The organism is Bacteroidales bacterium (genome assembly GCA_035647615.1).
Taxonomy (GTDB): Bacteria; Bacteroidota; Bacteroidia; order Bacteroidales; family 4484-276; genus SABY01.
On the sequence record DASRND010000011.1, the window covers coordinates 62,566 to 76,725 of the forward strand.

General features: G+C 46.8%; 6 protein-coding genes. All 6 read left to right on the forward strand.

Features of this window, described 5'->3' with window-relative positions; all coding sequences use genetic code 11:
• Positions 1 to 21: 21 nt before the first annotated feature.
• The 6 genes from VFC92_05005 (at position 22) to VFC92_05030 (ending at position 13,655) form a co-directional block, all read left to right on the forward strand.
• A complete protein-coding gene (locus tag VFC92_05005) occupies positions 22 to 1,191 on the forward strand; it encodes a hypothetical protein (protein HZK07537.1) in 1,170 nt (389 codons plus the stop codon).
• Between the two features lie 892 nt (positions 1,192 to 2,083).
• A complete protein-coding gene (locus tag VFC92_05010; protein HZK07538.1) occupies positions 2,084 to 4,108 on the forward strand; it encodes a T9SS type A sorting domain-containing protein in 2,025 nt (674 codons plus the stop codon).
• A gap of 487 nt (positions 4,109 to 4,595) precedes the next feature.
• A complete protein-coding gene (locus VFC92_05015; GenBank protein HZK07539.1) occupies positions 4,596 to 6,620 on the forward strand; it encodes a T9SS type A sorting domain-containing protein in 2,025 nt (674 codons plus the stop codon).
• Between the two features lie 297 nt (positions 6,621 to 6,917).
• Positions 6,918 to 8,948, forward strand: coding sequence for a T9SS type A sorting domain-containing protein (locus VFC92_05020; protein HZK07540.1), 2,031 nt, complete (start codon positions 6,918 to 6,920; stop codon positions 8,946 to 8,948).
• A 510-nt stretch (positions 8,949 to 9,458) separates the two neighbouring features.
• Positions 9,459 to 11,471: a T9SS type A sorting domain-containing protein gene (locus tag VFC92_05025; GenBank protein ID HZK07541.1), complete on the forward strand. Its 2,013-nt coding sequence runs from the start codon at positions 9,459 to 9,461 to the stop codon at positions 11,469 to 11,471.
• 162 nt (positions 11,472 to 11,633) lie between these two features.
• Positions 11,634 to 13,655: a T9SS type A sorting domain-containing protein gene (locus tag VFC92_05030; protein ID HZK07542.1), complete on the forward strand. Its 2,022-nt coding sequence runs from the start codon at positions 11,634 to 11,636 to the stop codon at positions 13,653 to 13,655.
• The last annotated feature ends 505 nt before the right edge of the window (positions 13,656 to 14,160 follow it).

A 14,160-nucleotide genomic window follows, 5' to 3' on the forward strand; every position in this document is an offset into this window, starting at 1 on the left:
GCGATTTACAACACATTTTACATGATAAAAATTACAGAAGTAAAAAGCCGCATTGAGGCTGGAAGGTTTCGTGATGTGGCACGTCGTATCTATCGCAACGACAGCAACTGGATTGCTCCGCTCGACGACGACATAGAAGCTGTTTTCGATCCCGCGCGCAACGCGTACTTTGAATATGGCGAGGCCATCCGTTGGATTTTTACAAACCCACAGGGAATCGACATTGGGCGGGTGGCAGCTTTTGTTAATTACAAAAAAGCAAATACGTATGAGCAGCCCACTGGTGGCATGGGCTTTTTTGAATGTCCCGACGACAAAGCCCTGGCGGACACAATTTTCGATAAAGCACGCGAATGGCTTCAGGAGCGGGGAATGCAAGCTATGGATGGTCCGATAAACTTTGGCGAAAACGACAATTTCTGGGGCCTGCTCGTGGATGGCTTTATGCAGCAGAGCTATGGCATGAATTACAATCCTCCCTACTATCAGCACCTTTTCGAGTCGTATGGGTTTACAAATTATTTCGAGCAGGTAACCAATCATCTCGACATGTCGGTGCCTTTTCCGGAGCGCTTCTGGAAAATTGCCGACTGGATCAGCCAGCGTCCCGGCATCAGCTTCGAGCATTTTGATTACAAAAAAGCTGACAAGTACATCAACGATATCAAGCAGGTGTATGACGAAGCGTGGGCTAACCACGAGCATTTTACGCCGCTCAACGAGCTTGACATCAAAACCACACTCAAAAAAGCGCGTCCCATTCTTGATCCCGAAATCGTTTGGTTTGCCTATTTTGAAGGAAACCCCATTGCGTTTCTGGTCATGTTTCCCGATGCCAACCAGATCTTCAGGCATTTCAATGGCAAGCTCAACTGGTGGAACAAGCTGCGTTTTGTTTATTACAAAAAAAGAGGTGAGATACAGCGCACACGCATCACGGTGATGGGCGTGGTGCCTAAGTTTCAGAAGCGCGGCATCGAGTCGGGTATCTTCCGGCAGTTGCGCGAAGTGTTCGATCATCGCCCGCAATATCGCGAAGTAGAACTGTCGTGGGTGGGCGATTTCAACCCGCAGATGCAGGCAATCCATCAGGCTGTGGGAGGGACGTTTGGTAAAAAACACATTACTTACCGTAAGCTTTTCGTGGAAGGTGCTGCACCACAACATGCCAAAACGCTGGGAAAAGAGTAAGGATATCACAACTTTTTAATTCTACTTAAACACATTAGATTTTTCTGCATTTTTACCCCGAACCCTAAAGGGAGAATGCAGAAAAATCAATCCACCTCCCTTTAGGGTTGGGGTTAAAGTGGATTGATTTTTCCGTTAGAACTTAATCTGTTAAAGTAGCATTAAGCGATCATGCTTAAAACAATAGTTTCGTTTTTTCTGCCGCTAATGCCCCCTCCCCGAGGCGGGTAAGGGAGATCTCTTTCGTGGCAAAAAGTGAAAACAGAGACAAAGCGGTTCGTTTAACAAACTCTCACACGGCCAGACAGGAGAGCTCCCCTCTCCATTTGGAGCTACGGTGTACACACAACTCTCTTTTTTCCGTAGCCCAGGGGTTTACGCCTGGGTTTACGTGACGCAGCAAAGAAAAAATGAGGGCATTTATGCCCTTCCCGAAAGTCCGTTAGAATACTAAAAGGGCGTAAACGCCCTGCAAGAAAGAGCTGTTTGACCGCGTTTCCCAGCCATGAATGGCTGGGCTACGGAGCCGTAGATGCGCTGGGCAAAATGTGTGTACACCGCAACCATTAGGAGAGGGGTAGGGGGTGAGGCAAAAAAAAGAAGCACATCGCGCCATATTCATTAAAATATTCAACAATAGCTAAAAGTATTAACAAATCCTGACCATAAACTTATCAGGTTAAACCATCTGCTGATTGGTGTGTTGTACTTTATGACACGATAATATCTTTACAGATGTTTTTCTTTTTTAGTAAGAACTGTATCAAAATGAAAGCTTTAAAAGAGGTTGTTGTCAAGTTGGTTTTTAAAAAAGATTATATCTTTGCAACCTTTAGAAATAAATTATTTTTAACTAACAAATTTTTAAACATTAATTAAACTTTTTAGAATTATGAGAAGAGCACTACTATTCATTATGACCATGGTGTTTGGCTTTGCAGTGATGGCACAAAATGCATCTGTAAAATCAAACATACCCTTTGAAAAACAAAACCTTAACAACAAAGTATCCTTTGCCCCCCAACAAAGCGGGACTACTCCACAGGAGTTCCAGATTCAGCGCCCCGCAGTTTACAAATCAACCGACGCCGTGTTGATTATCGACATAGGTACTTCGGCTAACGCTTACAGCTACGGCTACGGCGGTGGACAGAAATCTATTCTTGCTGCCAACAACGACATCAATACTATTACACACATGCACCGTATGGGTGGTGTTCTGGATCCGGGTGGATACAGTGGCGACATCGGTTACGACGTCTCGACAGATGGTGGTATGACCTGGACCAACATGGTAGAATGTTACACAGCTACCAATAACGCTGGTGGTGAATATTACACCGACGCTGCCCGCTATCCTAACCACGGCATCATCAATCCGGTTGGTAACACCGATCCCGACGAAGCTTACGTTGCTTTCTTCCTTCCTACGCTTGATGGTACAAACGGTGCCAACTCGTGGGGTGGATACGGATATGGACGCGCTAAAATTAGTGACATAATGGACACTACCAAACATCTGGTTTCTTCCGTTCCTGCCGACAACAAATTCCAATACATCCCCGATGGTTTCACCGTTACTGCTAATGGCGACCTTTGGGCTGCCGACCTCAACCAGGACTGGAGAAGTGGTACATTAGTTTACATGGATGAGATGATCCTCAGCCACGGTATTTGGGACGCTGCTACCGCAACCTACTCTTTTGATCAGATAATGATAGACTGCGAAGTTGCTCCTGATGTAGTACGCCCGGCACACCAGAAAATGGAATTTTCTCCTGACGGACAGATTGGTTACGTCGCAGTTCTGTCTGATGATGGTTCTGTTCCTTTTTCAGCAAACATGTCATATTATCCTATTTTGTGGCGTACCGAAGATGGTGGCCAGACCTGGTCAGACCCTATCCCGGTCACAATAGCCGGTGAAGATGGAATTGTTGAAGTACAAAATTACCTGAGCGATACAGAAATTGGTGAGCTTTATAATCCTCCTGTACCTGAGCGCGACCAGATTCCTTTCACAACTGCTTTCGATTTCGACATTAGCGTTGACGCATGGGGCAACCCGCACATTGGTGTTGTAATTGGTATTTCTGTCGATCCTTACACCATTGCCACTGGTATTTCACCCTCATCACGCTATGCTTTTACGAGCTTATTCCTGCTCTCATCTACCGATATGGGTAACGAAGGCTCATGGTATGGTCACGAGATGGGCCGTCCGGTTTCGTTCCGTGGTACCTTTGGTGCCGACTTTGATGAAGATAACCGTACACAGATTTGTCGTACACACGATGGTACCAAAATGTTTGTAGCATGGCTTGATACCGATACCACTGTTTCTGGATCAAATGACGCTCCCGACATTTGGGTTCGTGGTTTCGACCTGATCGAAAATGCAGCAACTGTTGACGAAAACGGCGCCGCCAGACCCTCCAATGTTACCTGGGGTAGCGAAGGTATGTTCCAGGCCAATTTCTTTGTCATGAGCAACGAAGCTCTCGAAGACGGTACAGGCAACTTTACCATCCCATTCACTTACCAGCAGTATGAAACCATTGATATGCCTACTCAGTATAAATATGTTCAGGACTTTAAATTTAACCAGGCTGATTTTACTGAGGTCGGTATCAATGATGCTCCTGTTGCTAAACAAGAATTTGTAAGTGTTTCGCAAACCATGCCCAACCCGGCTAACTCAGTTGCACGTTTCTATGTTACCCTGGCCGAAGCTGCCACAGTAAACGTTACTGTAACCAATATGATGGGTCAAACCGTACAGGCAATGCCCGCAAACAGACTGCAGGCTGGTGCTAATGAATTGCAAATTAACGTTTCCAACCTTTCTTCAGGTGTGTATTTCTACACTGTAGAAGCAGGCAAAGAAGCTGTTACCAAGAAAATGATTGTGAAGTAAGCTTAGCGCAAGGCGCATGGCGAGGGGATAATACGGTTGCAAAACTGTGTTCCCTTTCACGACATGATACATAAAAAACCGCGGCACTTGTGTCGCGGTTTTTTTTGTGCCTTATCCGTAGCCCAGCCAGTCATGGATGGGTATCTGAAGCGATCAAAACAAATCTTTCTATCAGGGCGTTTACGCCCTTTTAATTTTTCAATGATTTATGGAAAGGGCATAAATGCCCTAATTTTATTCTCCTCCTATCATGTAAACCCAAGTGTAAACGATTAGGCTACGGAATCAAGAGATCTGCAAATCGTAGCCACTTAGAGAGGGGCAGGGGGTGAGGCATAAAATGAAGCTCTCCATGTCCTTAAGAATCAATTATTCATTAGCAGCTAAACAGTTGCAATTATTATTACTAAAGATTTCTTTTTTTTCCCTACCTTTGGTTCCTCTTTCTAAAAAGTTTTTGTCCAGTATTAATTTTAAAAAAAATGCTATGAAAAAACTTATTCTTTTCGTTTTTGGGATGGTAATAGTATGGTCAGTGACGGCGCAAAACGCTGCTGTAAAGCCCGGTTTGTCGTATGAAAGATTTGAACACAAAAATACGATCGACTATGCGCCCGGGCAGAATCCCACAGCGGTGCAATCTTTTAAACTTCAGCAACCAAAATCTCATGATACTGACGGAGGTATTTCGATTATTGATATCGGAACTTCTGCCAACGCCTATAGTTATGGCTTTTCCGGCGGGCAGCGATCCATCCTTGCTGTCAACAACGACATCAATACCATCGCCCACATTCATCGTATGGGTGGCGCCCTTGATCCGGGCGGCTATAGTGGCGACCTGGGCTACGACATCTCTACTAATGGCGGAGCTACCTGGAGCACCATGACGGAAATTTATACTGCGAAATTTTACCCGGATTATACAAGCGACCCTATTCGCTACCCGCAAGGTGGCATCTGCAATCCTTTAGGGAACGTTGATCCATCGGAAGCATTTGTCACTTTTTTCGCCCCTGTATTGGGTGAATCCAATGGTTACTTTTGGGGCGGATATGCCTGGGGTCGTTCTAAAATTGGTGACCCCGACGATACTACGCGCCATACGAATGCGTCTGATCCTAATGCCGGACACTTCCAGTACAATCCGGATGGTTTCACCGTGACAGATATGGGCGACTTTTGGGCCGTCGATCTGAACCAGGACTGGAGAACCGATACATTGGTATGGCTCGATGAGATGATCATCAGCCACGGTATTTGGAATAATAATACCAAAACCTACACGCTGGAACAAAATATAATGGCTTGCCAAACTTCCGATTCAGCAGGTATTCCGCCAATGCTCAAAGTGGAGTTTGCGCCCGATGGGCAAATTGGCTATATCGTGGCGCTGGCCGAAAATGGCTCGGTTGCGATTTCGGCTAATCAATCTTATTACCCTATTGTTTGGCGTACCGAAGATGGCGGCCTCACGTGGAGTGATCCCATAGCGGTGCCGTTGGCGGGTGATCAGGGGATTCACGAAGTGCAGCATTATCTGAAGGATTCAGAAATTGCTGAACTTTACGACCCGCCGGTTCCTGCCCGCGATGAAATTCCTTTCACTACTGCGTTCGACTTCGACCTGAGCATCGACGCCTGGGGCAATCCTAATATTGCAGTTATGGTCGGTGTAACGGGTGCAGCGCCTTACGGCATTATTACTGACATCTCGCCATCGACACGATACAGTTATGTAGGAGCATTTTTGCTGTCGTCGGATGACAAAGGCAATTCTGGTTCGTGGATGGGTTATCGATTGGGACGAACCGTATCTTTTCGTGGTAGCTATGGCTCAGAAGTAAGCGAAGACAACCGCATTCAGATTGCCCGTACGCCGGATGCCAAAATTATGTTTGTTGCCTGGCTCGACACCGATACAACAATCTCATCTGAAAATAACAACCCTGATATTTGGTGCCGAGGTGTAGATTTATGGTCGAATAGCTTGACAAGAGACACAACATCCTGGGATAGCCCTACTAATGTTACCTATGGCAGCGATGCCACCTTTCAGGCGCATCTTTTCATTATGGCCAACCGAACCTTCCGCGATATCCATGGCAACTTTATTATTCCGTTTTCCTATCAGCAAATGAGCGTTTATGATCCATCAGAACCGGTGCAATACAAATACATTCCCGATTTCAAATTCCATGAATCCATATTCTGGTATTTCGACGTCAACGAAGCCACATCTGCAGTAGAGGAATTAGTTACTGTTTCGCAAACTATGCCAAACCCGGCTAACTCAGTTGCACGTTTCCACGTTACTCTGGCCGAAGCTGCCACAGTGAACGTTGCCGTTACCAACATGATGGGACAAACCGTTCAGGCATTGCCCGCAAACAGATTGCAGGCTGGCATCAACGAAATGCAAATTAATGTTTCTAACCTTTCTTCAGGTGTGTATTTCTACACCGTTGAAGCCGGAAAAGAAGCTGTAACCAGGAAAATGATCGTGAAGTAAGCGCGGGGAGCATGGCGCATGGCGCTATGAGTAAGGTTCCTGACGGCCGACTGCCGACTGGTGGTTACCGACTGAAGTTTGCGACCTGCCGACTGATGGCTGAAGACTGCGACCTGCCGACTGATGGCTGCGGACTGCGGACTGAGAACTGCGGACTGCGATCTGCAGATTTTTTTATTTTCAAAAGCGGATCAATTTTTGCAACACAACTCAAGTTATTTCTATATTTGCTGGCTGTTAGAAATGCTTAGAAAGGTTGTTTTATTAATAAATTTATTCATTAAATCATTTAAAGTTATGAAAAGGATTCTACTTTTTACATTAGCAATGACGCTGGGTTTCGCTGTAATGGCGCAACAGGCACGCGTTAAATCGAATGTGGTGAGCCAAAAGGCAAACTTTGCTGAAGAAGTTGCCTATGCACCCACCAACAATGGTACTGTTGGGATGGATTACAAAATCCACAAACCGGCAGTTTACAAATCTACGGATGTCGTGTCGATTATTCCCATTGGCACTTCTGTAAATGGTTTTAGCTACGGCTATGGCGGCGGACAAAAATCGATACTTGCTGCCAACAACGACATCAACACCATTACGCACGTGCACCGCATGGGCGGCGCGCTCGATCCGGACGGTTATTCCGGCGACCTGGGCTACGACATTTCCACCGATGGTGGCGTTACCTGGACAAACATGGTAGAGTTTTACACTGCTACCAACAATGCCGGCGGTAGTTATTTTACAGATGCTGCCCGTTATCCCAATCATGGTATCTTTAATCCCGCTGGCAACACCGATCCCAACAATGCGTATGTTAGTTATCTTGCTCCGACGCTCGATGGCTCCAATAGCAGCGACTCCTGGGGTGGCTATGGCTGGGGACGCGCCAGCATTGGCGATATAACCGATACCACCAAGCATCTGGAAACTTCCAAGCCCGCCGACAATCTCTTCCAATACACGCCTGATGGCTACACCACTACCGGCAACGGTCATTTCTGGTCGAGCGACCTCAACCAGGACTGGCGAAGCGGTGCAGTGGTTTTTCTCAACGAGGTGATCGTTAATCATGGCGTTTGGAATGAATCCATCATGGATTTTGACTACGAACAGTATACCTTAGAGTGTATTTTAGAACCTGGCGTAACGCGTCCTGCCCAATCTAAAGTTGAGTTTTCTCCCGATGGACAAATCGGATATTATGCTGTACTTGCTGATAATGGTGAGATCGACATCAGCAAAGGCGTGTCGTACTTCCCCATCATCTGGCGTACCGAAGATGCTGGCTTAACCTGGAGTGATGCCATTTCTGTAGCTCTGGCTGGCGATGATGGAATTGCCGGCGTATTAAATTATCTGAGTGATACAGAAATTGGTGAGCTTTTTAACCCGCCGTTGCCTGAACGCGAAGAAATCCCATTTACCACCGCCTTCGATTTTGACCTGAGCGTCGATACATACGGGAACCCTCAAATTGCTGTTATCGTTGGCGTAACAGGAAGTACTCCTTACAGTATTTCTACCGGAATTTCGCCCTCCTCGAGATATGCTTTTACAAGTGCATTCCTGCTCTCGTCGATGGACAAAGGAAACGAAGGTTCATGGGTTGGTTATCCGCTCGGTCGCCCTGTGTCATTCCGCGGCAACTTTGGCGACAACTCTGAAGACAACCGTATTCAGATTGCACGTACCCACGACGGCTCCAAAATGTTTGTGGCATGGCTCGATACCGACACTACCATTTCGGGCGAAAACAATGCTCCAGATATTTGGACCCGTGGTGTTGATGTTATCAACCATACTTACACCGTAGATCCCGAAGGTGCTAATCCTGATCGTCCCGTTAACGTAACCTGGGGCTCATCGGCTACTTTCTCTGCCTATTTCTTCGCTATGGGCAATGAAGTCCTCGAAGATGGCAACGGCAACTATACCATTCCATTTACTTATCAGGAAATGTTGTCGATAAACGATCCGGTACAATACCAGTATATTCAGGATTTTAGCTTCAATGATGCTGATTTTATTATTGTGGGAATGGAAGAAAAACCTGTCGTGCAAAAGGTTGCTGCCACCGTATCCCAAACCTCACCCAACCCGGCCATGGGTCAGGCGCGTTTCAGCGTAACGCTCCCGCAGACCATGCAGGTGAAGGTGATGCTTGTAAATATGATGGGACAAACCGTACAAACTTTGCCCGCACGTACACTGCAGGCGGGTGCCAATGAAATAACACTTGATGTTTCCAGCTTACCGGCTGGTGTTTATTTCTACACCGTAGAAGCCGGCAGCGAAACCATTACTAAAAAGATGATTGTAAAATAAATCGCATGGCGATGGGTAAGGCAATTTCAATAATGTCTTTCCTTGTACATAACAAATTGAAAACCGCGGCATTTGTGTCGCGGTTTTTTTTATTAATGATTTCTCCTTCCGGTCGAAATACAGAACTCCTTCTTTTTCTTGATTGTTAATCTCCACCTATTGGTTGCGGTAACTGTGGTGGCTGAGCGTCGGTGGCTGAGCGTCGGTGGCTGAGCGTTGGTGGCTGAGCGTCGGTGGCTGAGCGTAGTCGAAGTCAGTCGAAGTCAGTCGAAGTCAGTCGAACCAAGTCGAACCAAGTCGAAACCACCTGAGCCCAAGAGAACAACGAGCACATCCTGAAGCCGATAACTTAATCCCCCCCCCCGCTGACTGGTTGTGTAAAGTTATTTTTTATAAAATTGCTATATTTGTTTCCTGTCAAAGTGCCTCCAAGTTCTTTAAAAGATTTCTGTGCAAAGCTTTTGTTTGATCAATAGAACCATTTTTTATTCATTAAAATAATATCTCAACATGAAAAAACTTACGCTTTTATTTGCCATCATGGCAACGGGGCTGTTGCTCTGGGCACAGTCCCCCGTTTTGAGATCAGGATTAGAAACGGAAAAAACGAAAAGCTTCCAGCTGCCTGGCCAGGAGCCGGCGCAGCTATCTGTGGTGCAGGCGTCTGCAACCACTGAAATTCCTGCCTACAAAGCTACCGATATAGTTTCGATTATCGATCTTGGTACTTCGGCCAATGCCTATGGTCTGATTAGCGGTGGCAAGTCGAATCTGATGGCGCATCCCGGGCTCAATACCGTTGCATTTATACATCGGATGGGTGGCGCACTCAATCCCGGTGGCCACAGTGGCGATCTGGCCTACGACGTTTCTATCGATGGCGGCATGACCTGGAGCCTGATGATCGCACTCTATACCGCCAAGCTTAATGCCGGTGGGCAGTATTATATCGATGCTGCGCGCTATCCGCAGGGTGGGGTTTATAATCCAATAGGAAATACCGATCCCAACGAAGCCTATGTGGCTTTTTGTGCCGCTACCACAGCAGGATCCAACGGCTCTACCTGGGGTGGAATTTGCTGGGGACGTGGTAAGATTGGTGATCCCACCGACACCACCTATAATTTTTCCAACTCTTTTCCCGGAATGTCTTTTTACGTTCCACATGATTTCACGATATCTTACGGCAACGGTTTCTGGGTAACAGATGCGTACATCGACTGGAACAGCGGTGCTGCCGTCTATCAGGGAAATCTTATTCTCACGCACGGCATCTGGAATGAAGAGGAACTGGATTTTGATGTGGAGTTTATCGAAATAGAAGCTTCCACAGTGAACAATGCTCCTCCGGCGGATTACAAAATCGAGTTTTCGCCCGACGGACAAACTGGCTATATTGTAGCTTTGATGGATATTGGTGAGGTGCCTTTTTCCAGCGGGCAGTCGTATTATCCGGTGTTGTTTCGTACCACCGATGGCGGCCTTACCTGGTCGGATCCTATTCCGGTAGCGCTGGCTGGCGAAGATGGCATCCCTGCCGTTCAGGGGTTTTTGAGCCAGGCAGAGATTGCCGAGCTTTATGAGGCGCCACTGCCGGCACTCGAAGAAATTCCGTTTACCACCGCTTTCGACTGCGATGTAAGTGTGGATAAATTTGGGAATCCACACATTGCCGTGATGATAGGCGTTACAGGTTCTACTCCTTATTCAATCATTTCGGCCAAATCGGAAGCTTCCGGTTATCTCTTTATGGCTTCGTTTCTGCTCTCGTCAGATAATATGGGCGAAGAAGACAGTTGGGTTGCTTACGAATTGGGGCGGCCATTTTCATTCAGGGGTGATTTTGGTGACGGCGTAACAGAAGACCAACGCATACAAATAGCCCGCAATGCCGAAGGAGAAAAAATGTTTGTGGGTTGGCTGGACACCGACACCACCGTATCTTCCGAAAATAACGCTCCCGACATTCGTGTGCGCGGCGTGGATATCGTTGATCATATGTTGACAGCAGATGCGCTGGGAAATCCGCTGCCTGTGAATGTCACCTATGGTTCCGAAGCTACCTTTTCGGCCAACTTTTTCTGTATGGCCAACGAAGTGCTTGATGATGAGTTTGGTGCATACACCATTCCTTTTGTTTATCAGGAATTTACCGGACAGAGCCTCAGCGAACCGGTGCAGTACAAATACATCCAGGATTTTGTATTTACCGATTCCGATTTTCTCATAGTGGGAATAGAAGACCATTTGCCGGTGGCAAAATCAGCGTTTGAACTTTCGGGTTGTATGCCCAATCCCGCTGCAACGCAAACCGAATTTACGATTACATTGCCACAGCATGCCAGCATTTCGATGGCGGTTTTTAATATTATCGGTCAAACCGTTAAATCGATGCCTGCCCGCGTAATGCCATCCGGCCGCAACAGCATCGCGCTGGATGTGAGTGATCTCACTTCAGGAATTTATTTCTTTACCGTAAGCGATGGTGCAAATTCGATTACCAAAAAAATGATTGTAAAATAAAGGTTTGTTTTAAAAAAATAAAGCCATCCTAATCATAGGGTGGCTTTTCTTTTCAATGACTTTACGAAAAATATTCTTCCCGAAATTACACTGATGAATTTATATTGTTTAGTTTTGGCTTCATTTTTAAGAATTACATTATTCACTAAATATTAATAGATTATGAGAAAACTTACACTTTTACTTTTGATGATGGCTACCGGACTATTTATGGTGGCGCAAAATGTAGCCCTGAAACCGGGGCTGTCTGAAGAACAGGCAACGAGCTTCCAGTCGTACGACGGCAAGCCGCTGCAACACGCTGTGGTTGGACAATCGCCCATTACAAAGCCAGCGGTTAATTACAAATCTGCCGATGCAGTTTCGATTATCGATATCGGTACCTCAGCCAACGCCTATGGTGTGGCCAACGGTGGCAAGTCGAATCTGATGGTTAACAACGACATCAACTCCATTAGCTGCATCCACCGCATGGGTGGCGCATTGGATCCGGGTGGCTACAGCGGCGATCTGGGTTATGATGTATCTAAAGATGGCGGAATGACCTGGAACGTTATGACTGAAGTTTACACCGCCAAACAAAATGCTGGTGGAACCTATTTTATCGACGCTGCACGGTATCCGCACAATGCCATCTACAATCCGGAGGGCAACACCGATCCCGACGAGGCCTACGTTGCATATTTTGCAGCCACTACGGCCGGCAGCAATGAAGGCTGGGGCGGCGTGTGCTTTGGCAGAGGTAAGATTGGCGATCCTACCGATACCACCTACAATTTTATCAACACCATTCCGGGTTCAGGAATTTATAACTATGTTCCGCAAGGGTTTACAATATCAAAAGGAAATGGTTTCTGGGGTATTGATGGCAATAGAAACTGGACCAGTGGCTCTCAGGTTTACGAGGGAGGTCTGATAGTTACGCATGGTGTCTGGAATACAGATATTTTGGATTTTGAAGCTACTCAGTTCCTACTCGAAATGACAGGCCCCGGCGATGCCAGCCCGGCAGACTATAAAGTAGAGTTTTCGCCCGATGGACAAATTGGTTACGTGATGGCGCTGATGGATATTGGTGAAGTCCCCATTTCTTATGGACTATCTTATTATCCGGTACTTTTCCGTACCGAAGATGCCGGTCTCAACTGGTCCGATGCTATTCCGGTAGCTCTGGCTGGCGAAGACGGGATACCTGGTATTCTCAATTTCCTTTCCGATGCAGAAATTGCCGAGCTTTTTGAGGCACCAGTGCCCGATCGCGAACAAATACCTTTCACCACCTCCTTCGATGCTGATATCAGCGTGGATCATTTCGGCAATCCACACATCGCTGCTATTGTTGGTATTACAGGATCTTCTTCAGCTTATTCGATCGTTTCGGCACGCTCTGCTATTTCAGGATATCTATTTGCAGGTGCATTCCTTATCTCGTCGAATGATATGGGTGAAGAAGGTAGCTGGACTGCCCGTCTGATGGGGCGCCCCTCTACCTTTAGAGGAAACTTTGGTGAACTCTCTGAAGATAACCGCATTCAGATTGCCCGCGATGCGTCGGGAACAAAGATGTTTGTGGGTTGGTGCGATACCGACACTACGATATCTACCGAAAATAACGCTCCCGACATCTGGTGCCGCGGCTATGATATTATAGCCAACACACTCACTGCCGATGCCACGGTCAATCCGGAGCCGACCAATGTTACCTGGGGCTCTGAAGCTACTTTCCAGACTTATTTTTTTGGCATGGCCAATGAAATTTTTGATGATGGGCTTGGCGCCTACACCGTTCCGTTCTTTTATCAGGAATTGGAAGGTGGTGACCCGGCTTTGGGAGTACAAATCAAATACATCACAGACTTTAAGTTTACTGATGCTGATTTTACCGTGGTGGGAATTGAAAATCCTACGCCGATGGTGCAGACCTTCAACATGGAGGTGAGCCAGGTAATGCCCAATCCGGCAACAGCCAAAGCACGGCTTGCCATCACTTTGGGTGAACCGGCATCGGTTTCCGGCAAGATTATCAACATGATGGGACAGCAGGTTTCCACCTTGCCTGCCCGCCGTTTGCAGGCCGGCAGCAACGAACTGGTGCTGGATGTAAATGGTTTGAGCGCCGGAATTTATTTCTGCACGCTAACCTCAGGTACCGAATCCGTTACCCGCAAAATGATTGTGAAGTAAACGCATAGCGCAAGGCGCAAAACGCAGGGCGCGAGGTGCAAGGCGCAGGGCGCGAGGCGCGTGGCGCAGGAAGCAAAACGCGAGGCGCCTGGCAGTTGATGGCTGTCTTACTTTTCATTTAAAAATTAAAGGCCGCGGCACTTGTGTCGCGGTCTTTTTTTTGTAATAGATATCTTTAGACCGCAGTGTATACTTATTATTCACCAAACCTGCCATTTAGGTCGGGGGCCATGTAAACCATTCAAACATCCGCGGGCTTTAGCCCACAATTTTTTCAAATCCGTATTTCTTCATAAAATCATAGCCTTCTTTATGTTTGTGGCTAAAGCCCCACTGATTCTCGCATCCTTTGATCCCCGGCCTAAAGGCCAGAATTAGTAATCTTTGCACCGTTGGAGAGGGGTCGGGGGTGAGGCGATAAAAAAGCTTTTATCTCCCTAAAAATCAATTATTCGATAGCTCCTAAACAGATGCCTTTTTTTACCAATCTGGCGAGGATAGCTCC

What these genes read in the sequence shown, in the direction of transcription:
- VFC92_05005 (HZK07537.1), top strand. Translation starts at nt 22, where the DNA reads ATGATAAAAATTACAGAAGTAAAAAGCCGCATTGAGGCTGGAAGGTTT.
- VFC92_05010 (HZK07538.1), top strand. Translation starts at nt 2,084, where the DNA reads ATGAGAAGAGCACTACTATTCATTATGACCATGGTGTTTGGCTTTGCA.
- VFC92_05015 (HZK07539.1), top strand. Translation starts at nt 4,596, where the DNA reads ATGAAAAAACTTATTCTTTTCGTTTTTGGGATGGTAATAGTATGGTCA.
- VFC92_05020 (HZK07540.1), top strand. Translation starts at nt 6,918, where the DNA reads ATGAAAAGGATTCTACTTTTTACATTAGCAATGACGCTGGGTTTCGCT.
- VFC92_05025 (HZK07541.1), top strand. Translation starts at nt 9,459, where the DNA reads ATGAAAAAACTTACGCTTTTATTTGCCATCATGGCAACGGGGCTGTTG.
- VFC92_05030 (HZK07542.1), top strand. Translation starts at nt 11,634, where the DNA reads ATGAGAAAACTTACACTTTTACTTTTGATGATGGCTACCGGACTATTT.